We start from the raw sequence: 26,450 nt of genomic DNA on the forward strand, positions 1-26,450 counted from the left end.
CTTCCCTCTCGTCGAACACGCAATCGAACTAGCCGACACTTACCCCGAATAGTAACCCCAGGAGGTAGGTGGCCGCAGCGGCACCGTAGCCAATGGCCAGTTGACGAAGTGCCCGCTTCAGCGGCGATGCGCCCGAGAGCAGTCCGACGATCGCGCCGGTAATAAGCAGTGCCACACCGACGAGCCCGGCGGCGATAAACACCGCCGTCAAACCTTCAGCACCGAAGAGGTACGGCAGCACAGGGATCACCGCACCAGAAGCAAAGAACGCAAAACTTGAGATGGCGGCGCCCAGCGCCGAACCAATCGGATTGTGCACGAGCGTTGCCGACTCCGATTGAGCGTTCCTGCCCGCCAACACTTCTGCGGCATGCAGCTCAGCTTCGTTTTCGCCCATTCCGCGAGCGCGGTACACGAGAGCCAGTTCGTTTTCGTCAACATCGAGATGTGTGACTGAGTCTGTGGCGATGGGCCCGTGAACAGCGGCATTCTCCAGTTCGAGCTGAGATCGCACCGAGACGTATTCGCCTGCCGCCATCGAGAGTGCGCCCGCGAGCAGCCCAGCAAGACCGGTGAGCAGCACTACCGCAGTGGGTAGGCCGGCCGCGCTCATGCCCAGCACGAGGGCGAGGTTGGAGACGAGCCCGTCGTTGGCTCCAAACACTGCGGCGCGAAAGGTGCCCGAGAGCCGTTGGCGCCCCCGAGTGGCAAGCGCCCGAACAACTTCCTCATGCACAGCCTCGTCGGCGGCCATCGTGTCGGTCGCGTCCGCGTCATCCACATACGGTGACCGGGATTCGGCGCGCTGCGCTAGGGCAAGCACAAAGACGGAACCAAAGCGGCGTGCCAAGAACCCCAGCAGGCGCGTGCGCGGGTCAGTGGGCAGCTGTCGACCTGCGCGATCTCCCAGCAGCCTCAACCAGTGATCTTCGTGGCGCTTTTCTGCGGTCGCAAGCGCGAGGAGGATTTCACGTTCTTCCCCCGTGCGACGGGATGCCAGATCACGATAGACGGCGGCTTCGGCACGCTCGGCGGCAAGATAGCGTCGCCACCGGCGCACATCGCGCTGGCTGGGTTGTCTGCTGTCAGGAGTGGAACTCATGCGGAGAACTCGAGTCCCCAACTCGCGGAGAACTCTGCGCCCGGCTCGAGCCACAGCAGTCCACGACCCGTGTTGAAGGCGTTTGGTGCGCCCGTCATCGGTTCAATGGCAATTGCCTGCCCGACGCCGGAAAGAGTCGGAAAGTTGCGGGGGGTGAAAACCTGAACAAAGTCGAAATTCTCATCAACCGTCAGTCGAAGCTCGCGACCGTCGGGCGCGGTGAGGCGAGCGGCAACACCGTTCACTACCTCAACACCCCCAAAGGCGGTATCGAGATCGAGCTCACCGACCGGGCGCCCACCGCTGAGGTCGAAATCGGTGCCCGCAACCGCAACCTCACCGGTGGGGATGAGGCGCTCATTCGACTCGAAGCGGGTGGCGGCGGTCATTGTGAGCGTGAGCTCCGCGATGGGCGTGTCGCCAACCTTCACAAAGGGGTGGGTTCCGAGCGCATAGGGGGCTGCGGCATCCGAAAGGTTCGTTGCGGTATGGGTGACCCGCAAACCACTCTCCACAAGTTGGTAACGCACCGTTGTGTGCACGTGGAAGGGGTAGCCATGCTGCGGGAACACCGTGGCACCCAACGTCACCGACTGCGGGGTGCGCTCGATGAGCGAGTAGCCGGTGTTGCGCAGCAAACCATGGATGGCGTTATTGCGGTCGCCCTCAGTGATATCGAGCTGCTGAACCTCGCCATTGAGGGTCCATTGCCCGCCATCAACACGGTTGGGCCACGGAACCAAAACGATGCCGTCAGCGAAGGGAGGCATCGCGGTTTCGGCGTACGATTCCACCAGCTCAACATCGCCAATGCTGAACTCCCGCAGCGACGCCGCGAGTTCCGTAACGGTTGCTCGCGCCTCGCCCTGATCGGTGGCACGAGTAATGATGTACTGGGTTCCGGTAGGTACGCTCACCGCAACAGCCTACCGGCGCAGAACTCTCAACCAGAAAGCACCCATGTCAGATATTCGCGATGACGTACTTGTCGACTTCGAGGCCGTCTTCGGTCACCCCGCGGCTGGCGTGTGGTCGGCCCCAGGGCGACTCACCCTGCTGGGCACGCCCGACAGCCCCGACACGGATGCCGAACTTGCGATCGCCATAAACCGCCGCACCGTGTTGGCGGCGTCGACCCGCAGTGACCGCACTGTGCGCATCGCGAGTGCCCTCGCTGATGAACTCGTCACGGTTGAGCTCGATGAGCTGGCCACCAACGAGAGTGCAGGGTGGAGCCGGATCGCACTGGCTATCGTGCAGGAGGTGATGGCCGCATCCGCCAACCCACACGAGCTCAGCGGTGTTGAGGTGTTTATCGATACGACGATTCCGGTGGGTGCTGGTCTTGGTTCATCGTCGGCTCTTGAGGCCGCGCTCGCCCTAGCGTTGACCGATCTGTGGAGCCTGGGCGAACACGTTGCCCAGCTCTCCCACCATCCCGATGTTGCGGCGTGCGTGTTTGCTCTCGACGACCACGCCCTCGTGCGTCTTGAGGGCGAGACCCGCCCCGAGTTGCTGCCTCTGGACTGGCAGACCGCCGGGCTCGAACTGCTCGTGATCGACACCGATGCACCAACAGCTGACACCCTCGAATCGGCGATTGCCGACGACGAAGTGCGCCGCACCCTGCACACCATCACCGAAAATCAGCGCGTGCGCGACGCAGCGCTCGCCATTCGCGACGAAACACCCCGCCTGCTTGGCGCACTGCTCGATGCCTCGCACGCGAGCCTGCGTGACGACTACGGAATCTCCACCATCGAGATCGACCTTGCCGTCGAAACTGCTGTTGCCGCCGGTGCTTTAGGGGCGCGGATGCTCGGCCGCCCCTTCAGCGGAGTAGCCGTCGCCCTCGTCGACACCGATACCGCATCTCGGGTGCGGGTTGCGCTCGATGGCGCCTTCGCCGAGCACGCGATGGGGCAACCCACCGTGGAGGCAATCTCGCCGTCGCAGGGTGCCGTGCGCGACCGGTAGTTGGTTGCTAAACGAGCACTTTCAGCACGAAGGCGACCATAAAGCCGACTCCGACCACCGTGCCGGCCCATACCCAGAGGCGTGCCCAGGGGAAGCGGCGCTTGCGCGGGGTACGCATCCCCGGGTACGCGGGCGGCGTGACCGGAGGACGCTTCTTGGTCACTCTGCGAGCCGTTCGGCCGCGTCAACGACGTTCTTGACGAGCATCGCGCGAGTCATGGGGCCAACGCCACCGGGCATCGGAGAGAGGTATCCTGCGACGTCGGCAACGCCGGGGTCAACGTCTCCGACGAGCCGCCCCTTCCCTGTCGCTTCATCGATAACGCGGGTGATTCCCACATCGAGCACGGCAGCCCCGGGCTTGATCCACTCGGGGCGGATAAGCCCCGCCGATCCGACAGCGGCAACCACGATGTCTGCGTGGCGAACGTGGGTCTCCAACTGGGTGGTGCGGGAATGCGTGAGAGTGACCGTGGCATCCAGACCTTTGCGGGTGAGCACTAGCCCGAGGGGGCGCCCGACGGTGAGGCCGCGACCGACAACGACAACATGCTTGCCGGCGATCGGCACGTCATAGCGCTCAAGCATCTCGACAATGCCAGCCGGAGTGCACGGCAACGGCGAATCAAGCGTGGTGCCAATACCGAGCACGAGTCGGCCAAGGTTGGTGGGGTGCAGACCATCCGCGTCCTTGGCGGGATCCATAAGTTCGAGCATCGCGTTCTCGTCGAGACCGGCCGGCAGCGGCAGCTGAATGATGTACCCCGTGACGTCAGGGTTCTCGTTTAACGCAACAATGGCATCCCGAACTTCGTCAGCGGATGCTGTGGCCGGCAGATCGACGCGAATTGATTCGATGCCCACTTCGGCACAGTCGCGGTGCTTGCCAGCAACGTAGGAACGGGAACCTGGGTCGTCGCCGACGAGCAGGGTGCCGAGGCCAGGGGTGATTCCGCGGGCTTTGAGGGCGTCGACGCGAACACGCAGTTCGTTCTTTATTGCGGTTGCCGTGGCAACACCGTCAAGTTTCACTGCGGTCATTGTTTTCCGTTCGAATCGGGCCACTGCGTTATTTGGCCACCTGCACAACTGCCACGTCCATTAAACGCTAAAGAGCCCACCGCAATGTTCACAGGGCGACGGGCTCTCTAGTTGTGCCTGATTAGGTCCAGATTGGTGCTGGTTATGACCAAGTACCGGGGCTTTCGAGCCCTTCGTAGAGCGGGAAGGCATCGGCGAGCGCGCGGGCGCGAGCCTGCAGGGCGCTGATGTCTGCGCCGGGCTTGAGGGTTTCGGCAATGATGTCGGCAACTTCGGTGAACTCGGCGTCATCGAATCCACGGGTGGCGAGCGCGGGTGTTCCGATGCGCAAACCAGAGGTCACCATTGGTGGACGCGGGTCGGCGGGTACCGCGTTGCGGTTGACGGTGATGTCGACAGAGTGCAGCAGGTCTTCGGCCTCTTGACCGTTCAGTTCAGACTTGCGCAGGTCGACGAGCACCAGGTGCACGTCGGTGCCTCCCGTGAGCACATCGACGCCGAGGTCTGTCATGTCGTCCTGAATGAGTCGCTCAGCAAGAATCTGCGCGCCACGAACGGTGCGCTGCTGACGGTCTTTGAACTCATCGGAGGCCGCCAGCATGAAGGCGGTCGCCTTGGCAGCAATCACGTGCATGAGCGGCCCACCCTGCTGGCCGGGGAACACATTCGAGTTGATCTTCTTTGCGATATCAACGTTGTTGGTGAGGATGAAGCCCGAACGCGGACCACCGATCGTCTTGTGCACGGTCGACGACACCACATCGGCGTAGGGCACCGGCGAAGGGTGCAGTCCGGCAGCAACGAGGCCTGCGATGTGTGCCATGTCTACCCACAGGACGGCGCCGACCTCATCGGCAATCGCCCGGAACGCAGCGAAGTCGAGTTGACGCGAATATGCCGACCATCCTGCAATGAGAACCTTGGGCTGCACTTCGATGGCTTTGGCGCGCACGGTTTCCATCTCGAGAAGCCCGGTCTCCTCGTTTACACCGTAGGCATGGGCTTCGTAGAGCTTGCCCGAAAAGTTGAGGCGCATGCCGTGCGTGAGGTGCCCGCCGTGATCAAGCGAGAGGCCGAGGATGCGATCACCAGGCTGCGCAATAGCCGACATCACGGCGGCGTTGGCCGATGCCCCCGAGTGTGGCTGAACATTGGCGTAGGCGGCGCCGAAGAGGCTTTTGGCGCGCTCAATTGCGAGACGCTCTGCGATATCCACAAATTCGCAGCCGCCATAGTAACGACGCCCCGGGTAACCCTCTGCGTACTTATTGGTGAGAACCGAGCCCTGTGCTTCGAGTACCGCACGAGGAACAAAGTTCTCGCTCGCAATCATCTCGAGGGTGTTGCGCTGGCGACCGAGCTCTTGAGCGAGCACCGCAGCGATCTCGGGGTCTACCTCAGACAGAGGCGAAAGGAAGGTTGACACAGATGGGCTCCTTGCGACGGGGGTGGATACCTCAAATCTACCGGGTGCTGGTCAACCTCGCGAGAACTATCGAACATCCAAGCTGCGCCTAAGCTGGTAATCGTGAACGACCACGTCATCCATTCAGCGCAACTCGTCACGGCCGACGAGATCATTGCTGACGGATGGGTCGCGTGGAGCGGCGACACCATCACTGCCACTGGGGTCGGCGACGAGTGGCGAGCACACGCCACCGCCGACTCGAGCATCACGGATGCAGCAGGCAGCTACCTCACCCCTGGCTTTATCGACATCCACAGCCACGGCGGCAATGGTGCTTCGTTCGATGACGGCACAGACGCAATCAACACTGCGCTCTCAGTGCACCGCGCCCACGGCACCACCCGCTCGGTGCTCTCGCTGGTGAGCAGCGATCACGCCAATCTCGTGCAGAACCTCACTGTGATCGCGGAACTTGCCGCAGCAGATCCGCTCGTGCTGGGCAGCCACCTCGAAGGCCCCTTCCTCGACGCGGCATTCAAGGGTGCCCACAGCCCCGACGTGTTACGCAACCCGACGCCCGGCGAGATCGAGGAGCTTCTCGCCGCCGCTGCGGGCAGTCTGCGCCAGATCACTCTGGCTCCCGAACTCGATGGTGCGCTTGCCGCAATCAGCCAACTCACTGACGCCGGCGTCACCGTGGCTGTCGGGCACACTTCAGCTGACTACGATCAGACGCTCGCCGCGTTCGATGCCGGAGCACGACTGCTGACCCATGCCTTCAACGCCATGAAGGGCATCCACCACCGCGCTCCCGGGCCGATCACGGCGGCGCTCAGTCGCGAGTCGGTGAACCTCGAGGTCATCAATGACGGCGTGCACGTGCATCCGAATGTCGTGAAGATGTTGTTTGCGTCGGCTCTGGGCCGCGTCGCACTGGTGACCGACGCGATGGCCGCTGCCTGCTCGAGCGACGGGCACTATAGGCTCGGCTCCCTCGACGTCACGGTAACCGCTGGCGTTGCCCGACTGAGCAACAGCGGTGCCATTGCGGGGTCAACCCTGACGATGGATGCCGCGGTGCGCCGAGCCATCACCGAGGTCGGTCTGAGCGTGCCCCAGGCTGTTGCCGCGGCGACCGTTGTTCCTGCCCGCGCGATTGGGCGCGCAGGCGACCTGGGCTCTCTTTCTGCCGGATTTGCCGCCGACGCCGTGCTGCTCGACGCCGACTTTAGGGTGCAGGCGGTGTGGGCTGCAGGTCGCGAAGTGCCGCGGCCCGACCATCCCGACGCCTGAGCAGTTCACCACCAACGATCGCGAACATGACCGCGATACCGAGGATGATGGCATCGATTGCGGGGAGTGACAGGATGCCGTACTGGTCAAGCAGGATGCCACCGAAGAGCGCGCCGCCGCCAATGCCGATGTTGAATGACGTCGTGAGATAGGCCGAGCCCACGTCGCGCATGCGTGGGGATGCAAGCTGAAGGAGGCGCGTCTGAATCATCGCGGGTACTCCACCGAACGCCATGCCCCAGACCACGATGACGGGGAACATGATCCACGGTTCGGCGGGGAACAGGCCGAGCAGTGCCGCACAGATCGCTACGAGAGCGACCGTGACCGAGATGATGCTGCGTGGAAAGCGGTCAACGAGGAGCCCGGCGAGTGCGAGGCCGACAGCTCCCGCGGCTCCGAATATGAGCAGTATGCCCGCGACCGCACCGGGCTCGATGCCCGCCGGCCCGATGAGGTACGGAACGATGTACGTGTAGAAGAGGTTGTGGCCGAGCATGACGAGCGCCACCAAAATGCAGACATAAATCACCCCAGGAACTGAGTGGTCTTTGCGCAGCGGGATTGAGATCTCGGCCGTCGAGAGTGTGTGGTGGTGGTCGACGGGAGGAAGCACGCGCACGACCATGATCGTGAGTGCCAAGATGATGATCGCGATCACGACGAAGGCGAGTCGCCACCCGAGTGCGTGACCGAGAGCTGTGCCGACGGGTACGCCGAGCACGAAGGCTGCGGTGGCCCCGGCACTCGTGACGGCAACAGCCCGACCGACCTGATGGGCCGGAACGAGGTGGGCCGAGTACGCGCCAACTACCGCCCAAAAGAGTCCGTGCGAGAGGCCACCAATTATTCGAGCAACGACGAGCACCGCATAGTTGGGCGCGACCGCCGCCAAAAGGTTGCCGACCACAAACACGAGCAGCACCGCAATGACGAGCGACTTGCGTGAATAGTTGCGAGTGAGGGCGGCAAGTGGTGCCGTCGAAATCACGACGGTCGCCGCAAAGATGGTGATGAGCAGACCGACCTGGGATTCAGAAACCGAGAGCTCGGAGGCAATCTCGGGCAGCAGCCCGGTAGGCAACCATTCGCTGGTGACCGAAGTGAAAATCAACGCCGAGAGAGTGAAGAGCCCCGCCCACGGAAACGCTTGCGCTGACGAAGATGAGGGGGAAGTGTGTGGCGTGCTCATATTTGACTAATCCTACCGCTGGCACCGCTACGCTGAATCTGTGATCACCTCAACACACTGGATCGTGACCCTCACCTGTGACGACAAGCCCGGCATCGTTCATGCCGTCAGCGGCGCGATCGTTGAGGCCGGCGGAAACATCACCGAGTCGCAGCAGTTCTCCAGTGGAGACACCGGCCGATTTTTCATGCGTTTGCAGGTGGAATCGGATGCTCCGCGCGAGATTTTCGAGCAGGCTCTCGCTCCCGTGACCGAGCACTACGCGATGGAATGGCAACTGGATGTTGTGGGGCGACCGCTGCGCACACTCGTGTTGGCATCCAAGGCCGGACACTGTGTCAACGACCTGCTCTACCGCCAGCGGGCGGGCCAGCTGCCGATCGAGCTGCCGATCATCATGAGCAACCACCCCGATCTGGGTTCGCTTGCCGAGTTCTATGAGGTGCCGTTCGAATCGCACCCTGTCACGACGCCCGGGCAGAAGCTGGCCTTCGAGGATCGCATCCTCGAGGTTGTCGAACAGCACGACATCGAACTCGTGGTGCTCGCGCGTTACATGCAGATTCTCTCGCCGGAACTCTGTGCACAGTTGAGCGGCAAGATAATCAACATTCACCACTCCTTCTTGCCCGGTTTCAAGGGCGCAAACCCCTACAAGCAGGCTCATGCTCGCGGCGTGAAACTCATCGGCGCGACCGCCCACTTCGTGACGAGTGACCTCGACGAGGGGCCCATAATTGAGCAAAACGTCGTGCGGGTCGACCACGCTAGCACCGCAAGCGAGCTCGTCTCCATCGGTCAAGATGAAGAAAGCCGCACCCTCACCCAGGCTGTGCGATGGTTTGCTGAAGACCGTGTGCTGCTCGATGGAGCGCGCACCATCATCTTTCGCTAGCTAACCGTGTCGAGCCTCTCAAGCAGTCGGTTGGTCGTGCGCACGTCGCCATACCCGGCCGCGCTGAAGCACTCGACCAGCGACGTCACGCTGATCAGATTCTTGCCGCCCACGTTAATCCCGCGAAGCAGCGCTACATATTTTGCCATCCTCTAGTGCAGCCGCTCCCAGTCGAGGCGGTTCTCCCACGAATAGCGGTAGTAGTCGGCGAACCTCAATTCGGATGCCGCAGCCTCATCCACAATCACCGTCACAGTGGAGTGCAACTGAATTGCCGATCCCGGCAGGCTCGCCGTCACCGGACCCTCCACAGCACCCGCGAGCGCCGCGGCCTTTGCCTCGCCGAACGCGATCAGCACCAGGTGCCCAGCGCGCTGAATTGTGCCGAGCCCCTGCGTGACACAGTGCGTCGGTACCTGCTCGGGCGAATCAAAGAACCGCGCGTTGTCGAGACGGGTCTGCTGAGCGAGAGTCTTCACCCGGGTGAGTGACGCAAACGACGACCCCGGCTCATTGAAACCGATGTGACCCGTCGAGCCGATCCCCAAAATCTGCACATCAACACCACCCGCCGCAACAATCGCCCGCTCATAGTCAGCCCCAGCGTTCTCCACCGGACCGCTCTCGGCCGGCACCTGCACCAGAGACGGCGTCAACCCGAGCGGCTCAACAACTTCCCGAGTGATCACCGAACGGTAGCTCTGGGGGTGCCCAGCAGGCAATCCAACATACTCATCGAGAGCAAACCCCCGCACAGCAGAAAGATCGAGGGCGCGAGCCGCGAGCGCAGACCACGTCGTCAAGGGGGTCGACCCTGTTGCTAGGCCGAGTACGGCATCCGGTGTTCGACGCACGAGTGCCTCGATGAGGTCTGCGGCAACCTCGCCGGCGGCCTCTTTCGACTCAACAATTACTACTTCTGCCATGGAGATACTGTCTCACGTACTGTGCACGCTGCGCACAGTGGTCCATCCGTAATTCGCCCGCTGAGAATGCTCCTGAAGTCGCCGGCTAAGTATCTGCTTCACAGCGGCGCTCGGTCATACTTAAACCCCAACCATTCCACTGGAGCCCCATGCGCAGCCTCGCCGACAACAAGACCGCCACCGCCCTCTTTGCCGGAGTGACCCTCGTCGGAGCGCTTTCCGCGTGTTCCTCTCCCGCCACCGGAACCGGTTCATCGGTGAACGGCGGTGTCCCCGCCGCAACCAGCGGCGACTACACCGACGGCACCTACACGGAGACCGGCGACTACACTTCTCCCAACGGTGCCGAAAAAGTGGAAGTCACCCTCACTCTCGCAAGCAACGTCATCTCTGAGGTCACGGTCGTTGGTTTCGGTGAGAGCCCCAACTCCAAGCAATTCCAAGGCGAATTCATTGATGGAATCGCCGCCGAGGTCGTCGGCAAAAACATCGACGAGCTCTCGGTCGACAAGGTAGCCGGCTCCTCACTCACCAGTGGCGGCTTCAACAACGCCGTCGATGCCATCAAGGTAGACGCTCTCGCCGAGTAGTACGTTCGAGGCCATTGGTGCGCCCTGGCAGATCGACACGGCACAGCCGCTGAGCGCTGAGGCAGACGCCGCCATCCATGCGCGCATCGACGACTTCGACCGCACCTACTCGCGCTTCCGCGACGACTCCCTCGTCAGCACCATCTCTCGCACCCCCGGCACCTACCGTTTTCCCGTGGATGCCCCGCCCCTGTTCGAGCTCTACCGTCGCCTCTACGACACAACCCGCGGGGCGATGAGTCCGCTCGTCGGCCGCGCCCTCGAAGAACTCGGGTACGACAGCACCTACTCGCTGAGACCCAGCGCGACACGGACACGCGTGCCCAACTGGAATGAAGCCCTCAGCTGGAACGGCAGCGAACTCACCACCCTCACCCCTGCGCTGCTCGACATCGGAGCGGCAGGAAAGGGCTACCTCGTCGATCTCGTTGCCGAGGTGCTGCGCGAACACGGCGTCGACACCATGACCGTGGATGCGAGCGGAGACATTCTGCATCGCAGCAAAACGCCACTGCGGGTCGCGCTGGAACATCCACTCGATGTCAGCACAGCCATCGGGGTTGTGACTGTGCAGAACCAAGCAATTTGTGCGTCTGCGCCCAACCGACGGGCCTGGGCCGGTCTTCATCACATCCTTGACGCTCACACCGGCCTCCCGACCGATCGCATCATCGCCACCTGGGCAGTCGCCGCAACCGCGTTGGAGGCAGATGGGCTTGCCACCGCACTGTTCTTCGCCAAACCGGCAGAACTGGCCGCGGAGTTTGAGTTTCACTACGTCCGCATGTTTTCCAGCGGGCGAGTAGAGTACTCGCCAGACCTCAATGGGGAGCTGTTCACACAAGGAGCAGGCGTATGAAGCGCTGGCTAGACCGCACACTCGGCTCAATCGTGATGTACAAACTCGTGCTGATGTCGCTCATGCTAATCGCGATTATCGCTATCGTGCTCGCGTTCTTCGAGCTCATATCTCCCGACCCGCTCGCTCTGCTCGCAAGCCTTCCCGTTGCTCTCGCCTTCAGCTTTGTCACGAGCTGGCTTGGCGCCCGAATCGTGCGGCAGCGCGCCCACCTTGAGTCATCACTCATCACTGGACTGTTGGTGTTCTTCATCATGGCCCCCAGCCTCGAAATCATGGGGTTGCTGGGCATCGCGCTTGCCTCGACCATTGCCGGGGCATCCAAGTTTCTGATCGCATTCCGTGGACGCCATATTTTCAACCCGGCAGCGATCGGCGCCTACGTTTTCATCTTTGTGCCTCTAGGTTTCCCGACCTGGTGGGTGGGCACACCACTGCTGCAGCCGTTCATCGTCGTTGCCGCGTTTCTGATTCTGTATCGCACTCAACGCCTCGATCTGGGCGTGGTATTCGTCGTCGTCGCAGCCAGCATCCGTATCGCCCTCACAATCGCAGGAGGTGGGTCCCTCACCGACGCGCTCAGCTTCACCTTCGCATCCTCGCAACTCATCTTCTTCGTCGGCTTCATGCTCAGTGAACCCCTCACTCAGCCTCCGCGCCGCTGGCAACGACTCAGCATAGCGGTGGTGGTGGCGCTGCTCTTTGCCATCCCGTTCTCCATCGGCCCCCTCTACAGCGACCCGCTGCTCGCCCTGCTCATCGGCAACCTGATAGCCTTCTTCTTCACACAACGCCGAACGATTCGGATGACGCGGGTCGAAACAACCGAGATCACGCCCGGAATCTGGGAAGTTACCTTTGCCCCGCACCGCCCCATCACGTTCCGTGCGGGCCAATACATTGAGTTGTCACTGCCGCACGCGTCTGCCGATTTCCGTGGGGTTCGTCGCTACTTCACCATCTCCTCGGCACCGGATGCCGGGGCCACCCTCTCGGTGACGATTTCGGTCTCAGAAAAGTCGAGCAGCTTCAAGACGGCGCTGTTGGCACTCCCCCGTGGGTCCCAGGTCACCGCGACCGGAATTTGGGGAGACTTCGTTTTGCCGCGCGATACCGCAGAACCGCTTCTTCTTGTGGCCGGAGGAATCGGTATCACCCCATTCGCGAGTCAGCTTGCGCACGCCCACTGCCAAGCAGAGGGTCGGGATGTTGTCGTGGTTTATGCGAGCTCAAGCAGCGAACCGCTGCCGTTCAGTGACGTGCTCAGCGACGCCAGCGCACGCGTAATTGTGTTCGGGCCGCAGCCCGCCGAGGCATTGCCGGCCGGGTGGGAACTCGGTGGCGAGGGCCGGATGAGCGGCGACGCACTCTCCACGCTTGTGCCCGATCTGGCCAGCCGACGCGTCTACCTTTCGGGACCGCCAGCACTCGTCAACGATCTCAAGTCGGCTCTGCGCACTAACGGGGCTCGGCGCATCCATACTGACTACTTCTTGGGGTACTAGGCCCTAACGAGCCCGGCTGCCCAACTTCAGGGCGCGCAGCGAGTTGAGGATCGTCACAAGATCTACTACTTCTTGTAAACCGGCGCCCACAATTGCGGGGAGCGCTCCCGTCATCGCCACTAGCATGAGTGCAACGCTGATCCCGATCCCCATCCAGATGCTTTGGAGCGCGATGAATACGGTGCGCTTGCTGACAGACACCGCATCGACCACACGGTAGAGATCGTCCACAAGAATCACAATGTCGGCAGATTCGCTGGCCGCCGTTGAGCCTTTCGCTCCCATCGCGATTCCCACATTGGCGGCGGCAAGCACGGGTGCATCATTGACTCCATCTCCCACCATGACAACGGGCCCCGGGGTGATCGAATGCACGATCCGCACTTTGTCTTCCGGGAGGCATTCGGCATGAACTTCACTGAGGTTTAAGTCTTCGGCCACTTTCTGGGCCGTCTGCTCGATATCTCCGGTCACCATTAGGGTCTTCTGGACGCCCAACGCCCGCAGATCGCGCAGCATCTTGGGCGCTTCCTCACGCACAGCATCGCGCAGAATGATTGCGCCAGCGAACTGGTCACCGACGGCCACATACACGGCCGCTTCACCGCTCGACAACTCGAGCCGGACGAGATCGGACGCCTGTTGTGCGACGAACGCAGGCTTGCCTACGGTGACAACTTCGGAACCGATTCGTGCCTGAACTCCGTGAGTAGCAACTTCGCGAGCGTCGGCAACGGTGGGCAATGTGTAGCCGCGGTTTTGGGCTTCCGCAACGAGTGAGGCTGCGAGCACGTGTGAGGAGTATTGTTCTGCCGCAGCGACCAGTGTGAGTAAGGCTTCTTCGCTTCGTTCTCCTTCTGGCCGGATGGCGACCACTTCGGGGGTTCCGCTCGTCAGGGTGCCAGTCTTATCAAAGACGACAGTTTTCGCCCGTGCCAACACTTCAAGCGTGCCCGCGTTTTTGATGACCACCCCGTGCGCGGATGCGCTCGACATTCCGGCCATGAATGCGACCGGCGCGGCAATCAACAGCGGGCACGGGGTGGCAACGACCAATACTTCGGCGAACCGTGTGGGGTCTCCCGAGAGCCACCATGCAATCCCCGCCAACGCGACGGAAACGAACGTGAATGGTGCAGCGTAGCGGTCCGCGAGCCGCACCAGGGCGGGCTTGCTGGCGGCTGCTTCGCTGACCAATTGCACGATCCGCTGATATTGGCTTTCGGATGCGAGTGCTGCGGCCGTCACGGTGACCGCTTCCGGCCCGTTGACGGAACCGCTCAGCAGAAGATCGCCGGCCACCTTGTCAACCGGCATACTTTCGCCGGTGAGGGATGATTCATCTACCACGGTCGCCACAGAAACAAGCACCGCATCCACGGGAACAATTTCAGAGGGGCGCACGACGAGACGCTCGCCCACCGTCACGTCGGTAACTGGAACGTCGACGAGTTCGCCGCTGTCGTCAAAAATATGGGCAATCTGGGGAACGCGGCTCAACAGTGCTTTCAGTTCACGCTGCGCTCGGCCGGCGGCGAAGTCCTCGAGAGCCTCACCCCCGGTAAGCATCAGCACGATGACGATGCTCGCCCAGAATTCGCCGACGAGCACCGTCGCAATGATTGCGGTGACGGCAAGAACGTCGAGACCAAACTCTTTGCGGAACAGGCGTCGAATCATCGAGACTGCTTCGCGCGCTGCAACCACCAGGGAATACCCCGACAGCAACCACGGCACGACAGCGGATGCCGAAGTCCAGTTCAGTGCGAGGCCAACCACCCCAACAACCACCGTTAGCGCCACGAGCGGATACCGGCGCACAGCGGCCACGAGAGTTGTCATGCTCTTGTTGTACTCGCAATCGCAGCATCCGGCCAGCAAGTTCAGGCTGCCCTTACTATCGCAAGGATCAGCAGTGAATAAAGTTACTTGCCGTTACGGAAAGAAACCTATAGTCTTTCCGCTGTGGAAAGTAACTTTGATTCCCTGTCCCGCAGCGAAGCCATCAATAAACTGGGCGAGCTGACAGCCGACCGCAATCGGCTAGCGGACAGCATCCGCGTTCCTTGGCCTCTCCTGGCTGGCTTCGGAGCGGTTGCTGCCTGGTGGGTCGGCGCGGCTGCCACAACCTCGCCGGGTGAGAACTTTGAACCGCCCGCGACCAGCGGGTTAGCTTTTGCCATCCTTTTCGTGATCGCCTACCTGATCCAAAGAGAAACCGGCATCCGATTCAAACGGATGGGATCGCGCGCGGTGCTGGCTATGGTCGGGATCCTCTTCGGTTGCTTCACGCTATTCAGCGTTTCTCTCGGGTTGGTATCTTTGGGGATGCAGTGGGCGGTCTCTTTCACCAGCGTTGTCGCGTTCACCCTAACCACGTGGCTAACCGCAGTCGCGTACCGCTCTGCAGCAGAAACCCTCCGGCGTGGATAAGGTGCGCTTCGACGACGTCATCCATGCACCGCTGCGCCTGCGCATCAGCGGGCTGCTCCGCCCCGTCGACAAACTCGATTTCGCGGTTCTCAGGAATGCACTGGACGTCTCAGATGCCACACTCTCGAAGCATCTGAAAACCCTAATCGGGGCGGGATACGTCGTCTCAGACAAGGCATCGACGTCGGATCGTGGCGATGCTCGACGCGTCATGTGGTTGTCGCTGTCGCCCGCCGGAAGATACGCCTTCGATGCGCACGTTCGAGCGCTTCAGGAGATAGCCGGCGCAGTCACAACGGATATCTAACGCTCCGCCAATTAAGCCGCCGCCGTTCGCGGCAACCCCTTACGAAACGATATCCGCTCACCTATGCTGAGACGGTGATGACCATCCACGCTGCGCCCGTTACGTCGCCCCTTCCGGGTGTGTCGTTACGCGTCTCAATGCGACGGTTCTTCGACCGGGCGTTCAGCCTGCGTGGTCGCGCCAGCATCAGCGAATACTGGTGGTGGATGCTCGTGAATGTGCTTGCGCTCACCATCACGCAGCTCGTCATTCCCGCCATCATCTTGGGCCGCAACTTTCAGGCGACCATCACGGTTAGCCCCTTTGGCTCCTGGGCCCTCGCTCCCATTGAACTCTTCACTTGGAACAGCCAAGGAGCGGTCGACTCACCGGCCGTCGCGGTACTCTCGATCATTGGCGGCGGGTGGGTGTTGGCTACCGCAATCCCCGGTTTCACTGTCGCGGTGCGTCGCCTTCACGATTCAAACCTCTCCGGCTGGTGGGTGCTACTGGCTCTTACCCCGCCGGGTCCAATCATTCTGTTCTTCCTCGCGGCGCGCCGCCCGCGTATCGAGGGTGTCCGCTTCGATTAGCGATTGTTGCGCTCAGAAATAGCGGAGCGCAACTACACTCCTGAGCCCGCCGGATCTCGCCACATGGTGTTTACTGCTGGCCGACCCGGGGCAACCGGGATGCTGGCGTGCACGCGGAATCCCGCCGATTCGTACCGGTGGTCATTGGCCCCATTGCTCGACTCTAGATAGGTTCCGATTCCTTGAGCATCGGCCTCTTCCACAAGGTGGGCTAGCAACGCCATCCCAATTCCGTGACCGCGTGCCCGATTTCGAGTGCCCAGCATAGAAACATACAGGTGCGGAGTGTCGACGGGGCGAGCATGCTCGAATCGTTCAAAAAGTCCGTTGACCGCATCGGCGTGATCTCCGAGAAGATCACCAAGAATGCTCGGGAATCGTTCCGCATCCGCATCCGACATTTCGTTGATTCCGGGCCCAAAAGCGGTGACGACAGCACCGAAACCGGCGGTAAGCCAGACGGCGTCATTGGCGATGGCATGAGCGACGGTCATCCGGAAGATGACAGCGTGCTGGGCCGCGCGCGCCTCCGGGTCAGGAAAGGCCCAACTCCAGACCGGGTCCTCATCGAACGCCTCGACAAGGGTGCCCACCACATCCGGCAAATCTGCCGGGGTGGCTAGCCGCGTTGACCGCGCGGCGTCGACTCGCACCGGATCCGCGCCACCACTCATCGCCGTCATGTGTACAGCATACGATGGCGTTCCCGACGGCCTGACAGCGCAGATTTAGAGCCGCGATCCCGGAGTGTCACCCTCCGAATCCACCTCAAGGTCGTCGAGCTCCTCCAAGAACGCACTGTTCTCAAACTCGCCCGAGATCATGCGCGCGCTGAGCGTCTCACTCTCGTCCAGTAGAGCGGTCAGCGCATCCTCGAGGTCGCTGTCAATAGGCTCGCGCTCGTCGATAACAGCACGCAAGACTGCGCGACGCACGAGCTCACGCGCAAAAGAGCCCGTGACGCCCTCCGCCCGATCAGCAGCGGCCGTCACCGCCTGCGCACTGAACGGAGTTCCCGACGCAAAGTGCGCGAAAAGCCGTCGCCGTTCCTCGACGCCGGGGCGCGGAAGCTCAATCGCAAGGTCGACCCTGCCGGGCCGCTGCACGAGGGCCTCCTCAAGTACCGCTACGCGGTTAGTGGTCAGGATGAACGCGATGTCAGCATCGCCATCGAGCCCCTCCAAAGCGTCAAGCACCGCAAACAATAGTGGCTGAGACCCGTCATGTATGTCGCGATCCTCCGCAACGAGATCAACATCCTCGAGAACCACAATGCTCGGCTGAAGCGATCGCGCCAAACGTGCAGCCTCCGTGATGAACCGGATCGATTGCCCGGTCAGCACTATCGAGGTCACCCCGTGCGCTTCACTCAGCAGGTGGCTGACGGTCAGTGTCTTGCCCGTTCCGGGAGGCCCGTAGAGCAGCACCCCGCGTTTGAGGTGCGCGCCCAACTCGCGCAGTCGATCGGCGTGCTCACGCACCCCAAGAACGTGTTCGCGCACCCGGGCTAAGGTTCCCTCGGGCAGCACAATGGCATTCGCCGGAACGCTCGGACGTGGCAAGAACTTAGCGCTGGCCACACCATAATCCGCGTCGGCCACGGTGTACGCCAGCACCTGCCCACGAAGCACGCTATGGGCATCCATTTCGACGCGCAGTCGGTCGATGAACGCGGATGCCGCCGTGGGTTTCTCAGTGAGCACCTCAATACGACCAAGGTTCTGCCCGTTGACCGGGTCGGCGGCACGCTGCAGAACGGCAAACCGAACACCGTCAACGGTGATGAGTCGCAGCCCAAACGCCACGGCTGAGATTTGCCGCCCATAGGCAACATCGACCGCTTGGTAATCGACCGGACCCACATCAAAACGGATGTGCGAGCTCGTGATGATGTCAACGAAGTTCTCAAAATTCTTCTGCCGGCCGCCACCCACGCCCAACAGTCGGCTTGAGTCAGCGAGCGCCTCGAGCGCGGCGTCGAGGTCAGCGAGTCGGTGACTGGCGATAGACTCTTCGACCGCCGACAGCGTACTCGCGTCGACGTGGAGGTGTTCGCTCACGAGGAGCCCGAGCGGTGTCTGAACCGCACCGTCGTCACCGGCAAGGTTCACCATCCGGTCAACGAAACGGCGAAACAACCGTGCGAAATCGCGGTCATCAGCCGTCGCGTTGCCTGTCAAGTCGTCAGCCGACGGTGAAGTGTCAGAGTTCATGAGACTCATGATAGCTACGCTCGCATGCTGTCTGGTGATTCTCCCCCTCTAGGGGTGACGGACCCCGGCGCCCGCCAGAACAGCCACATACCCTTCTCGGTAGCTGGGGTAAGTGAACTCAAATCCTGATTCTCTCAGCCGAGTATTGCGGCAACGCTTGCCCTGACCTCTGCTGCCACCATCGGCATCTGCTGCAACCGGGGGCACCGGTCGGTCAAGGCTGCGCGCCAGAAACTCGACAATCTCGCGCTGGTCGGTCGGGCAGTCATCCACACCGATGTAGACGGTCGCTGGCTCAGCATTCATGGTGGTCAGGTGCACGATCGCTGCCGCCGCATCATCACGATGGATCAGATTAGTGAAGCGTGGTTCAGGCGACATCGTCTCAACCCCTTCGCGGACGCGGTCCACCTGTCGAGTGCGACCGGGGCCGTAGATTCCACCCAGACGCAGAATCGTCGCGGCGGGGATCAACTCAAGCAACAGATCTTCTGCTTCTCGCAACACGATCGCGGTGGGCGAGATGGGTTCAGCGGCGGTCGACTCATCGACCCAGCTGCCGTCAGTGACGCCGTACACGGCCGTGGATGATACGTATACGACACGCGGTGGCACAGCGCAGTCGCGATGGATGGCCGTTGCGAGGGTGCGCACACTGTCAACGTACGCCCTCCGATACCCATCGACGCTGCGTTCATCCGGACTCATCGCAATCATCACGATGCTGGTATCCACTGGAAGCGTGGGCACCCCGCCCGAGAGGTCAACCGACTGGCCTTCGATCTCGGACGGCAGCTTCTCTGTTGACCGTCGCAACCCAATCACGCGGTGCCCTCGCGCCGCGAAACGCAGCCCAGTTTCGGTACCCAGATCACCACAGCCGGCAATTACAACGGTCATTTCAGTCTCCTCGGATCACGCTGCACATCTCCCCCTCGGCCGAATCGAGGGGCGATACTCGCTTAGGCCAGACGCGCCGCGAGGTTCTTGTCGAGGGTGTCGAGGAACTCTTCGGTGGTTTCCCACTTCTGATCCGGCCCGACGAGCAGCGCCAGGTCCTTCGTCATATGGCCCGCTTCAACACTCGTGATGACAACATCTTCGAGGGTTGAAGCAAAGTCGATGAGTTCCTGGTTGCTGTCGAGCACGCCACGGTGGGCCAGTCCACGGGTCCACGCGTAGATCGAGGCGATCGGGTTTGTGGAGGTGGGCTTACCCTGCTGGTGCTGGCGGTAGTGACGCGTCACGGTGCCGTGAGCTGCCTCCGCTTCGACGACCTTTCCATCTGGTGTTGCCAGTACGGAGGTCATGAGGCCGAGTGAACCGAAGCCCTGAGCGACGGTGTCGGACTGCACATCGCCGTCATAGTTTTTGCAGGCCCAGACGTAGCCGCCCTCCCACTTCATGGCGGATGCGACCATGTCGTCAATGAGGCGGTGCTCATAGGTGAGCCCAGCAGCGTCGAACTTGTCTTTGAACTCGGCCTGGAAGATCTCTTCGAAAATGTCCTTAAAGCGTCCGTCGTAGGCCTTGAGGATCGTGTTCTTCGTCGAGAGGTACACGGGATAGTTGCGGGTGAGGCCATAGTTGAGGCTGGCGCGAGCGAAGTCGACGATTGAGTCATCGAGGTTGTACTGCACCTGGGCGATGCCGTCGCCGGGGGCGTCGTACACCTCAAACTTCATCGGCTCTGAACCATCTTCGGGTGCAAACTCTACTGTCAGCTTTCCCTTGCCCTTGAACCGGAAGTCGGTGGCACGGTACTGGTCACCGAAAGCGTGACGGCCGATGATGATCGGCTTATTCCAGCCCGGCACCAACCGCGGAATGTTGGAGATGATGATGGGCTCGCGGAAAATAACACCACCAAGAATGTTGCGGATCGTGCCGTTGGGACTGCGCCACATTTTCTTGAGACCGAACTCTTCAACGCGGGCCTCATCGGGCGTGATCGTTGCACACTTCACTCCAACACCGTGCTTTTGGATGGCGTGGGCTGCGTCGATGGTGATCTGGTCGTCGGTTGCGTCGCGGCTTTCGATGCCGAGGTCGTAGTACTCGAGGTTGACGTCGACGTAGGGGTGAATCAGGGTTTCCTTGATCCGGTGCCAAATAATGCGCGTCATTTCGTCGCCGTCGAGTTCGACGACGGTGCCTTCTACCTTGATCTTGGACAAGCTTTGCTCCTTAGTTAGTGGCCTCTACCAGCTTACTCTTTTTCTTAACTATCTCGACATCGAGATACCTTGGCGCATCTGTCTACCGCGGGTTAGCCTGTATTCATGGCTGAGCTACGACTTGAAGAATTATCGGCAAACACCATTGTTGCCGCGAACAACCTCTCGCTGCGGCGCGGCCAAGAGCAGTTCGTTACGCCACCGTCTTATGCGATCGCCGACGCGTTCATCGACCCTCTAACGTCGTGGCCACGTGTCGTACTCGACGGCGACAAGGTTGTTGGTTTCATCCGCGGCAATTTTGATCCCAACGCTTCGCAAGAAGAATTCCGCAGCTGCATCTGGCGTGTGAGCGTCTCCGGTGACGCTCAGGGTGAGGGCGTTGGCCGCTTTGCTGTGAAGGCTCTCGCCGAAGAGGCCCGCAGTCGCGGCTTCGACCGAATTACCGCGATCTGGGAAGAGGGCGACGACGGCCCCGGAAAATTCTTCCTGAGAGTCGGTTTCACGGTTGTTGGGGAGACCCAGTACGGCGAGAAGCTCGGCGAATACACCCTCTAGGCCTCTCGCTACGCCATCGCAACCTCGACCGTTCATGCTCAGCGACACGTGAGTGCAAGCACCACCTTCGTGAACGCAGCTAACGACGACTTCGTCAGCCGCGTGCTTGCCGTGGTCGAAGCGATTCCGCCCGGTCACGTGATGACCTACGGCGATGTCGCCGCAACCATCGGCTTACGCGCAGCACGAGCCGTCGGGACTGTCATGGCCCGCTACGGCTCAGACGTGACGTGGTGGCGCGTGATTCGCTCGGGCGGGCATCCACCCATCGCTCACGAAGACCGCGCCCTCAAACACTACGAAACAGAATCAACACCCCTGAAATGGATGCCCGACGGCAGCTATCGCGTGAACCTCCGTCTCGCGCGCTTTCGCCCCTAGACGAGCGAGTCGCGCCAGGCTGCGTGCAATTGCGCGAACTTTCCCGTGCCCGAGATGAGCTCCTGCGGGGTGCCGTCTTCGATCACGCGCCCATGTTCCATAACGAGAACGCGGTCAGCAATCGCGACCGTCGACAAGCGGTGCGCGATGATGATGGCGGTGCGATCGGAGAGCAGCGTTTGAAGGCCAGCCTGCACAAGACGTTCACTCGGAATATCGAGCGAAGCGGTTGCCTCATCCAGAATCAGCACCACGGGATCAGCAATGAATGCCCGCGCAAACGACAGCAGTTGCCGCTGTCCAGCACTCACTCGCCCACCGCGCTTGTTCACATCGGTGTCGTAGCCGTTGGGCAACGCTTCGATGAACTCGTGCGCCCCGACCGCTTTCGCGGCCTTGATGATCTCCTCGCGAGTCGCATCCGGCTTTCCGAGCGCGATGTTGTCTGCCACGTTGCCCGAAAAGAGATAGGCCTCCTGAGTGACCATGACAATCGCACGGCGTAGATCCTTGGGATGCAGCTTGCGCAGGTCGACGCCGTCAAGCGAGACCGTGCCCTGGCTGGGATCGTAGAACCGCGAAATGAGCTTGGCAAGCGTTGACTTTCCGGCACCCGTCGTGCCGACCATCGCCACCGTTTGCCCGGCAGGCAACTCAAGGTCGAACTTCGGCAGAATCACTTTGTCGGAGTTGTAGGCAAACTCAACGCCGTCGAACTTCACGGTTCCGCTAGCCTTGCGCAGGTCGATCGGAGTCGTGGGGTCGGCAACACTCGGCCGCTCTTCCAGCACGCCAGAAATCTTCTCAAGCGCAGCAGCAGCCGACTGGTACGAGTTATAAAACATCGCCATCTCTTGCGCGGGCGCGAAGAACTGTCGCGCATAGAGCAGTGCCCCCAAGAGTGCGCCAATCGCGAGCTCGCCAGTAGAGACGCGCAGGCCACCCACGAGCAAAATCATTGCCAAAGCAACGTTTCCGATGAGAACGAGGCCAGGGTCAAAGATTCCGAACAGCCGGATGACGCGTGCGTTGGCATCCCGATAGTTCTCAACCAGCCCACCAAAGTGTTCGCGGTTGCGCTCCTCTTTGCGGAACGCCTTCACCGCACGAATACCGGTCATGGTCTCCACAAATTGCACGATCAGCTTGGCCGAGGCCGTGCGCGTTTCGCGGAAGTGCAGTTGCGAACGCAGTTGGAACCAGCGGGTCAGGAATGCCAGCGGAACAAGCGAGCAGAACAGCACAAGACCGCTCACCCAGTCGAGGGAGAACATCGCGATGGCGATAAACACCATGTAAAGCGCGCCCTGAACGAGCTGGTTGATGCCCGAGTCGAGCAGTTCACGGATGGCATCGAGGTCGCTGGTTTGACGCGCGATGATGCGCCCTGAGGTGTAGCTCTCGTGGAACTCGAGGCTCAACCGTTGAGTGTGCAAGAACACACGCTTGCGCAGGTCAAAGAGAATTGCTTGACTCACGCGCGCGCTCAGCACGGTATACCAGGCGATCATCGTTGCGCCGGCAATACCGGTGAGCAGGTAGGCGGCAACAGTGAGGATCAACGGCAGGCCATCACCATCCACAAGAGCCGGAAGTGCCCGGTCGATGCCAAACGCAATCAGGGCGGGACCCGCGACCTGCGCTGCGGTACTGACGACTACGACGACCATCGTGAGAATCACACGGGCGCGTAGCGGCGCGATAAGCGATCCGAGCAAGCGCAGCGAGCGCTGCCGAATCTGGCGGCTCTCATCCTTCGTGTAGTCGCTGCGTTCCTCGCCAGAGGTTCCCATTACGCTCATGAGCTGACCCCCTGTTCTTCCTCTTCGAGACTGGATATGACGTAGCGATAGTGGCTGCTGCTTGCGAGCAGATCGGAATGCGGTCCGACCGCGGTGACCTTGCCATCTTCGAGAAGAGCAACCCGGTCAGCAAGCATCACGGTCGAGGGACGGTGAGCCACGATGAGTCCCGTGGTTGAGCTCAGAATTTTGCGTAGTGCTGCTTCAACGAGTGCTTCGGTATCAACGTCGAGCGCCGACAGAGGGTCATCGAGCACCAGCACCGCGGGCTGTGCAGCCACAGCCCGAGCTAGCGCCAAACGTTGGCGCTGACCACCGGAAAGGCTTAATCCTTCTTCCCCAACGAGAGTGTCGAGGCCTGCGGGTAGGTCGTACACAAAGTCGGCCTGGGCGATACTGAGCGCTTCACGCAGTTCATCTTCTGTCGAATCGGGGCGACCCATGAGTACGTTTTCGCGCACACTCGACGAGAACAGCGTCGCATCCTCGAATGCCATCGCTAAATGTCGCCGAAGCTCTAGCAGAGTGAGATCCCGGATGTCGACTCCGTCGACGCTGATCGACCCCTCGGTGACGTCGTAGAGGCGAGTCGTCAGCGCAGTGAGCGTCGATTTTCCTGAACCTGTCAGCCCGACCAGTGCCATCGTCTCCCCCGGCTCAATGCGCAGGTTGACGCCATTGATGAGGTCGGGAACATTCGCCGGAGAATCGGGGTAGCGGAAGTGCACGTTGGTGAACTCAAGGCGACCCTCGCTCTCCGTGATCGTCTTCGGGTTCTCTGGGTCAGTAATGGGGTTCTCGGAATCCATCACTTCAAAGAAACGGTCGGCCGCAGTGCGGGTGTCGAAGGTCATCGACAACAAGAAGCCGATCGATTCAACTGGGAAACGCAGCACCGTTGCTGTCGCGAAGAACGCCACCAGATCTCCAGCAGAAATGTTGCCTTCAACGACAAGCCAGACTCCACCAAGCAGACCGAGCGCAAACGTGACATCGGGCACCAACAGCAGCCACAGCCAGATTCCAGCAACGGCTTGAGCTTTCTCGATCTCTGTTCCCCGGAGGCCCTCTGCCCGTACCGAGAATCCGGCGAGCGCGTGCTTTCCCCGACCAAACGCCTTCAAAACGCGGATGCCGTGAACGGCTTCTTCAACCGCGGTTGCGAGGTCACCGGTCTGGTCTTGACTTCGGCGGGCCACGACCGAGTACTTCTTTTCGAATACGTAGCCGTAGATCCACAGCGGAATGGAGCTGAGGATGAAAATGATCCCGAGAACCCAGGAGATGTTCACGAGGAATATGAGTCCAATGACGATCGTGAGCACGTTGACGACGAGCAACACGAGACCGAATGACAACCACCGGCGAATCAGGTTCAGATCACTGACAGCACGCGAGAGTAGTTGGCCACTCGGCCACCGGTCGTGGAAACTGACCGGCAGGTGCTGCAGGGTCATGTACAGGGTGTTGCGCATTCGGGCTTCAACGTGAGTTCCGGGGGTGAGCACAAAGTAGCGTCGCAACGCGATCATGATCGCCTCGACAATTCCCAGCCCCAACACGATGAAGAAGGCCGGCCAGATCTGGCTCGAGTCACCCGACTGCAGAGGTCCATCAACGAGGGAACGCAGCACCTGGGGAATCAAGAGCGCCACAATACCCGCCGCAAGCGCCGCAGTCATGCCCAGGTAAATATGCGGCATCGCCGGCTTTACGTAGGGGTAAAGACGGCGGATCGCCGCAAAAGTACCGACCGCTTTGGTGCTCTCAGGCTTGACAGACTGTTGTGACAACGTGGTTCCTTGACGAGAAGGGATCACCGCGAACGGGGATCGTGATTATTGCGGGTCGCTTCTTTCGCGGCCGTGAACTGCTGCAGCTCGTCGAGAGCGACGTCGGGCAGCCAGCCTTTTAGGATATGCCTGCTGTTACGCAATCACAATCGATATTCCTAAATTTTTTGACAGAGTCTCAACTCAGCGAATGCGCACCGAAAGGCACGTGACGCAGCCTTCCATCTTCTCAAACTCAGACACGTCAACCGTGACAACGCGATACCCGAGGTTTTCGATGAGTGCCGCAGTCTTCGGTGCAGACGATGACATGAGCACAGCATCATCCGACAACACCACGACAGCGGCGCCTTCGGCTTCGGGCACGGCCAAGAATCGGTCGTAAAGGTCAACGTTGTCGACTAGCTCGGCGAAACCAATAACAGTTCCGTCGGGCAGCGCGGTCACGCCACTTTTAAGATGCAAAACCTTCTCGACGGGAACCGCGATCAGTGAATAACCAAGCGGAGAAACGATGGCACGCAGTTGACGGATACCCTCAGCATTCGTGCGCCCGCCACGGCCGACGTACACGGTAGAACCAACCTTGAGCACATCACCGCCGTCGAGCGTGCCTGGCTGAGTGATTTCGTGAAGTTCAAGCCCGAGAGATGACACGCTCGCGCGAACAGCCTCGACTTCAGCCCTGCGGCTCTCGGCGCCGGGGCTCGTCAGCACGGCAACGTCACCAAAAATGACTACGGTGTCTTCGATGAACACCGAATCAGCAAGCTCGTCGGCTGCAGCAACCTCGATGGTCTCAAAACCGTTATCACGCAGTGCTGCGACGTAGCCGTCCCACTGCGCGTCGGCGAGGCCAGCATCCACGGCAACACGGTCAAGGTGAGTGAGCTCACCCTCACCCAAACGAGACGACGGTGGGCGAACTAGGGCGACTAGTCGCGTGGGCTGGACCGCACCAGCGACGACCGCATTCCACACTCGGCGACCCACAGTGATCGCTGCAATGGTGGTAACGACAACAAAGATCAGGTTGGTACCCAGAAGTGTCGCGAGGATGAACGTAAACGCTTCAGCATTTAGTTCAGCGCCCGTCGCAACAATTCCCAACGCTGTGCCCGCCACGGCCGAAACAACGCCGAGCACAAGGCCGACAACCGTTGCCGTGAACCAGTAGCGGTGAATCTCCAACGCAGCCACAAGCGAATACAGCACGAAAAGCACTGCGGCCATCGGCAAGAAGTACTCAGCAATCGCCGGCAGATTCTCTGCTGCTGCGCCATTTGCCGTAAAGAACGCCAAACCTGTTGCCAGATAGACGGTTCCTGCGACGGCAATTCCAGAACTAAACGCTGCGGCTAAACGCCGACCCACACTAATCATGGTCCCTAACTTATCGGTCAAAATATATACGTTTGCTCTACGC

The 26,450-nt window shown here is 61.1% G+C and carries 28 protein-coding genes; 12 read left to right on the top strand and 16 right to left on the bottom strand.

The genetic code is table 11. The features are described 5' to 3' along the window. Window positions 1-28 precede the first annotated feature (28 nt). Window positions 29-1,102 (bottom strand): VIT1/CCC1 family protein, encoded by a 1,074-nt coding sequence (locus tag AADH44_RS10550; RefSeq protein WP_341952763.1) that lies wholly within the window; start codon window positions 1,100-1,102, stop codon window positions 29-31. Beyond that, window positions 1,099-2,019 carry an aldose 1-epimerase family protein gene (locus tag AADH44_RS10555; protein WP_341952764.1) on the bottom strand — a complete coding sequence of 307 codons (921 nt, stop codon included), beginning with the start codon at window positions 2,017-2,019 and terminating at the stop codon, window positions 1,099-1,101. The genes AADH44_RS10550 and AADH44_RS10555 overlap by 4 nt, the downstream gene beginning before the upstream one ends. Window positions 2,020-2,062: 43 nt before the next feature. Here AADH44_RS10555 and AADH44_RS10560 point away from each other — a divergent pair, with 43 nt between their 5' ends. Continuing rightward, window positions 2,063-3,079 (top strand): galactokinase family protein, encoded by a 1,017-nt coding sequence (locus AADH44_RS10560; RefSeq protein ID WP_341952765.1) that lies wholly within the window; start codon window positions 2,063-2,065, stop codon window positions 3,077-3,079. Window positions 3,080-3,086: 7 nt separating this feature from the next. Here AADH44_RS10560 and AADH44_RS10565 read toward each other — a convergent pair whose 3' ends face one another. From AADH44_RS10565 to glyA, 3 genes are all read right to left on the bottom strand, one after another. Beyond that, window positions 3,087-3,242: a hypothetical protein gene (locus tag AADH44_RS10565; RefSeq protein WP_341952766.1), complete on the bottom strand. Its 156-nt coding sequence runs from the start codon at window positions 3,240-3,242 to the stop codon at window positions 3,087-3,089. Continuing rightward, the gene (locus AADH44_RS10570) at window positions 3,239-4,120 is read right to left on the bottom strand and encodes a bifunctional methylenetetrahydrofolate dehydrogenase/methenyltetrahydrofolate cyclohydrolase (RefSeq protein ID WP_341952767.1); all 882 of its coding nucleotides are present in this window, start codon (window positions 4,118-4,120) and stop codon (window positions 3,239-3,241) included. Before AADH44_RS10570 ends, AADH44_RS10565 begins: the two co-directional genes overlap by 4 nt. Window positions 4,121-4,262: 142 nt before the next feature. After that, the gene (gene glyA, locus AADH44_RS10575) at window positions 4,263-5,546 is read right to left on the bottom strand and encodes a serine hydroxymethyltransferase (RefSeq protein ID WP_341952768.1); all 1,284 of its coding nucleotides are present in this window, start codon (window positions 5,544-5,546) and stop codon (window positions 4,263-4,265) included. A gap of 102 nt (window positions 5,547-5,648) precedes the next feature. Here glyA and nagA point away from each other — a divergent pair, with 102 nt between their 5' ends. After that, window positions 5,649-6,821, top strand: a complete 1,173-nt coding sequence (gene nagA, locus AADH44_RS10580; RefSeq protein ID WP_341952769.1) for an N-acetylglucosamine-6-phosphate deacetylase — start codon at window positions 5,649-5,651, stop codon at window positions 6,819-6,821. Here the strand turns inward: nagA and AADH44_RS10585 are convergent. Beyond that, a complete protein-coding gene (locus AADH44_RS10585) occupies window positions 6,757-8,013 on the bottom strand; it encodes an MFS transporter (RefSeq protein ID WP_341952770.1) in 1,257 nt (418 codons plus the stop codon). The genes nagA and AADH44_RS10585 overlap by 65 nt on opposite strands. A gap of 40 nt (window positions 8,014-8,053) precedes the next feature. On the opposite strand from AADH44_RS10585, the gene purU reads away from it, so the two are divergent. Beyond that, a complete protein-coding gene (gene purU / locus AADH44_RS10590; protein ID WP_341952771.1) occupies window positions 8,054-8,908 on the top strand; it encodes a formyltetrahydrofolate deformylase in 855 nt (284 codons plus the stop codon). Here the strand turns inward: purU and AADH44_RS10595 are convergent. Both AADH44_RS10595 and AADH44_RS10600 read right to left on the bottom strand, forming a co-directional pair. Next, complete coding sequence (locus AADH44_RS10595; protein WP_341952772.1) at window positions 8,905-9,057, bottom strand: DUF1697 domain-containing protein; 153 nt, start codon at window positions 9,055-9,057, stop codon at window positions 8,905-8,907. The two genes, purU and AADH44_RS10595, sit on opposite strands and share 4 nt — an antisense overlap. Before the next feature lie 3 nt (window positions 9,058-9,060). Further along, window positions 9,061-9,834: a glucosamine-6-phosphate deaminase gene (locus AADH44_RS10600; RefSeq protein WP_341952773.1), complete on the bottom strand. Its 774-nt coding sequence runs from the start codon at window positions 9,832-9,834 to the stop codon at window positions 9,061-9,063. Window positions 9,835-9,983: 149 nt separating this feature from the next. On the opposite strand from AADH44_RS10600, the gene AADH44_RS10605 reads away from it, so the two are divergent. From AADH44_RS10605 to AADH44_RS10615, 3 genes are read left to right on the top strand one after another with little or no spacing between them, the layout of a single operon-like run. Then, window positions 9,984-10,424 (top strand): FMN-binding protein, encoded by a 441-nt coding sequence (locus AADH44_RS10605; RefSeq protein ID WP_341952774.1) that lies wholly within the window; start codon window positions 9,984-9,986, stop codon window positions 10,422-10,424. A 13-nt stretch (window positions 10,425-10,437) separates the two neighbouring features. After that, window positions 10,438-11,283 (top strand): FAD:protein FMN transferase, encoded by an 846-nt coding sequence (locus AADH44_RS10610; protein ID WP_341954989.1) that lies wholly within the window; start codon window positions 10,438-10,440, stop codon window positions 11,281-11,283. After that, window positions 11,280-12,788 (top strand): oxidoreductase, encoded by a 1,509-nt coding sequence (locus tag AADH44_RS10615; protein WP_341952775.1) that lies wholly within the window; start codon window positions 11,280-11,282, stop codon window positions 12,786-12,788. Before AADH44_RS10610 ends, AADH44_RS10615 begins: the two co-directional genes overlap by 4 nt. Before the next feature lie 3 nt (window positions 12,789-12,791). Here AADH44_RS10615 and AADH44_RS10620 read toward each other — a convergent pair whose 3' ends face one another. Next, the gene (locus AADH44_RS10620) at window positions 12,792-14,630 is read right to left on the bottom strand and encodes a heavy metal translocating P-type ATPase (RefSeq protein ID WP_341952776.1); all 1,839 of its coding nucleotides are present in this window, start codon (window positions 14,628-14,630) and stop codon (window positions 12,792-12,794) included. A 123-nt stretch (window positions 14,631-14,753) separates the two neighbouring features. Between AADH44_RS10620 and AADH44_RS10625 the strand changes: the two genes are divergently transcribed. From AADH44_RS10625 to AADH44_RS10635, 3 genes are all read left to right on the top strand, one after another. Continuing rightward, window positions 14,754-15,221 (top strand): hypothetical protein, encoded by a 468-nt coding sequence (locus tag AADH44_RS10625; protein ID WP_341952777.1) that lies wholly within the window; start codon window positions 14,754-14,756, stop codon window positions 15,219-15,221. Then, window positions 15,214-15,528, top strand: a complete 315-nt coding sequence (locus tag AADH44_RS10630) for a transcriptional regulator (RefSeq protein WP_341952778.1) — start codon at window positions 15,214-15,216, stop codon at window positions 15,526-15,528. The genes AADH44_RS10625 and AADH44_RS10630 overlap by 8 nt, the downstream gene beginning before the upstream one ends. A gap of 77 nt (window positions 15,529-15,605) precedes the next feature. Then, window positions 15,606-16,100: a DUF805 domain-containing protein gene (locus AADH44_RS10635; protein ID WP_341954990.1), complete on the top strand. Its 495-nt coding sequence runs from the start codon at window positions 15,606-15,608 to the stop codon at window positions 16,098-16,100. Window positions 16,101-16,132: 32 nt separating this feature from the next. Here AADH44_RS10635 and AADH44_RS10640 read toward each other — a convergent pair whose 3' ends face one another. The 4 genes from AADH44_RS10640 to AADH44_RS10655 form a co-directional block, all read right to left on the bottom strand. Beyond that, complete coding sequence (locus AADH44_RS10640; protein WP_341952779.1) at window positions 16,133-16,783, bottom strand: GNAT family N-acetyltransferase; 651 nt, start codon at window positions 16,781-16,783, stop codon at window positions 16,133-16,135. A gap of 45 nt (window positions 16,784-16,828) precedes the next feature. Then, complete coding sequence (locus AADH44_RS10645; protein WP_341952780.1) at window positions 16,829-18,313, bottom strand: ATP-binding protein; 1,485 nt, start codon at window positions 18,311-18,313, stop codon at window positions 16,829-16,831. Window positions 18,314-18,361: 48 nt separating this feature from the next. Next, the gene (locus AADH44_RS10650) at window positions 18,362-19,213 is read right to left on the bottom strand and encodes an SDR family oxidoreductase (RefSeq protein WP_341952781.1); all 852 of its coding nucleotides are present in this window, start codon (window positions 19,211-19,213) and stop codon (window positions 18,362-18,364) included. A gap of 62 nt (window positions 19,214-19,275) precedes the next feature. Beyond that, entirely contained in the window at window positions 19,276-20,490 is a 1,215-nt protein-coding gene (locus AADH44_RS10655) for an NADP-dependent isocitrate dehydrogenase (protein WP_341952782.1), read from the bottom strand. A gap of 105 nt (window positions 20,491-20,595) precedes the next feature. Here AADH44_RS10655 and AADH44_RS10660 point away from each other — a divergent pair, with 105 nt between their 5' ends. Continuing rightward, entirely contained in the window at window positions 20,596-21,048 is a 453-nt protein-coding gene (locus tag AADH44_RS10660; protein ID WP_341952783.1) for a GNAT family N-acetyltransferase, read from the top strand. 48 nt (window positions 21,049-21,096) lie between these two features. Continuing rightward, window positions 21,097-21,429 (top strand): MGMT family protein, encoded by a 333-nt coding sequence (locus tag AADH44_RS10665; RefSeq protein ID WP_341952784.1) that lies wholly within the window; start codon window positions 21,097-21,099, stop codon window positions 21,427-21,429. Here AADH44_RS10665 and AADH44_RS10670 read toward each other — a convergent pair. After that, window positions 21,426-23,231, bottom strand: a complete 1,806-nt coding sequence (locus tag AADH44_RS10670; RefSeq protein WP_341952785.1) for an ABC transporter ATP-binding protein — start codon at window positions 23,229-23,231, stop codon at window positions 21,426-21,428. The two genes, AADH44_RS10665 and AADH44_RS10670, sit on opposite strands and share 4 nt — an antisense overlap. Beyond that, window positions 23,228-24,934 (bottom strand): ABC transporter ATP-binding protein, encoded by a 1,707-nt coding sequence (locus AADH44_RS10675; protein ID WP_341954992.1) that lies wholly within the window; start codon window positions 24,932-24,934, stop codon window positions 23,228-23,230. Before AADH44_RS10675 ends, AADH44_RS10670 begins: the two co-directional genes overlap by 4 nt. Before the next feature lie 83 nt (window positions 24,935-25,017). On the opposite strand from AADH44_RS10675, the gene AADH44_RS10680 reads away from it, so the two are divergent. Next, window positions 25,018-25,146 carry a hypothetical protein gene (locus AADH44_RS10680; protein WP_341952786.1) on the top strand — a complete coding sequence of 43 codons (129 nt, stop codon included), beginning with the start codon at window positions 25,018-25,020 and terminating at the stop codon, window positions 25,144-25,146. A gap of 61 nt (window positions 25,147-25,207) precedes the next feature. Here AADH44_RS10680 and ddaH read toward each other — a convergent pair whose 3' ends face one another. Then, window positions 25,208-26,407, bottom strand: a complete 1,200-nt coding sequence (ddaH, locus tag AADH44_RS10685) for a dimethylargininase (RefSeq protein WP_341952787.1) — start codon at window positions 26,405-26,407, stop codon at window positions 25,208-25,210. Between the last annotated feature and the right edge of the window lie 43 nt (window positions 26,408-26,450).

The sequence above is a fragment of the Salinibacterium sp. TMP30 genome, from assembly GCF_038397785.1.
Lineage (GTDB): Bacteria > Actinomycetota > Actinomycetes > Actinomycetales > Microbacteriaceae > Rhodoglobus.

Coding starts and splice junctions, on each gene's coding strand:
- AADH44_RS10605 (WP_341952774.1), top strand. CDS start 9,984: ATGCGCAGCCTCGCCGACAACAAGACCGCCACCGCCCTCTTTGCCGGA.
- AADH44_RS10560 (WP_341952765.1), top strand. CDS start 2,063: ATGTCAGATATTCGCGATGACGTACTTGTCGACTTCGAGGCCGTCTTC.
- AADH44_RS10645 (WP_341952780.1), bottom strand. CDS start 18,313: ATGAACTCTGACACTTCACCGTCGGCTGACGACTTGACAGGCAACGCG.
- AADH44_RS10585 (WP_341952770.1), bottom strand. CDS start 8,013: ATGAGCACGCCACACACTTCCCCCTCATCTTCGTCAGCGCAAGCGTTT.
- ddaH (WP_341952787.1), bottom strand. CDS start 26,407: ATGATTAGTGTGGGTCGGCGTTTAGCCGCAGCGTTTAGTTCTGGAATT.
- AADH44_RS10670 (WP_341952785.1), bottom strand. CDS start 23,231: ATGAGCGTAATGGGAACCTCTGGCGAGGAACGCAGCGACTACACGAAG.
- AADH44_RS10675 (WP_341954992.1), bottom strand. CDS start 24,934: ATGCCGCATATTTACCTGGGCATGACTGCGGCGCTTGCGGCGGGTATT.
- AADH44_RS10650 (WP_341952781.1), bottom strand. CDS start 19,213: ATGACCGTTGTAATTGCCGGCTGTGGTGATCTGGGTACCGAAACTGGG.
- AADH44_RS10640 (WP_341952779.1), bottom strand. CDS start 16,783: ATGACGGCGATGAGTGGTGGCGCGGATCCGGTGCGAGTCGACGCCGCG.
- AADH44_RS10595 (WP_341952772.1), bottom strand. CDS start 9,057: ATGGCAAAATATGTAGCGCTGCTTCGCGGGATTAACGTGGGCGGCAAG.
- AADH44_RS10600 (WP_341952773.1), bottom strand. CDS start 9,834: ATGGCAGAAGTAGTAATTGTTGAGTCGAAAGAGGCCGCCGGCGAGGTT.
- AADH44_RS10570 (WP_341952767.1), bottom strand. CDS start 4,120: ATGACCGCAGTGAAACTTGACGGTGTTGCCACGGCAACCGCAATAAAG.
- AADH44_RS10620 (WP_341952776.1), bottom strand. CDS start 14,630: ATGACAACTCTCGTGGCCGCTGTGCGCCGGTATCCGCTCGTGGCGCTA.
- AADH44_RS10635 (WP_341954990.1), top strand. CDS start 15,606: ATGACCATCCACGCTGCGCCCGTTACGTCGCCCCTTCCGGGTGTGTCG.
- AADH44_RS10550 (WP_341952763.1), bottom strand. CDS start 1,102: ATGAGTTCCACTCCTGACAGCAGACAACCCAGCCAGCGCGATGTGCGC.
- AADH44_RS10660 (WP_341952783.1), top strand. CDS start 20,596: ATGGCTGAGCTACGACTTGAAGAATTATCGGCAAACACCATTGTTGCC.
- AADH44_RS10615 (WP_341952775.1), top strand. CDS start 11,280: ATGAAGCGCTGGCTAGACCGCACACTCGGCTCAATCGTGATGTACAAA.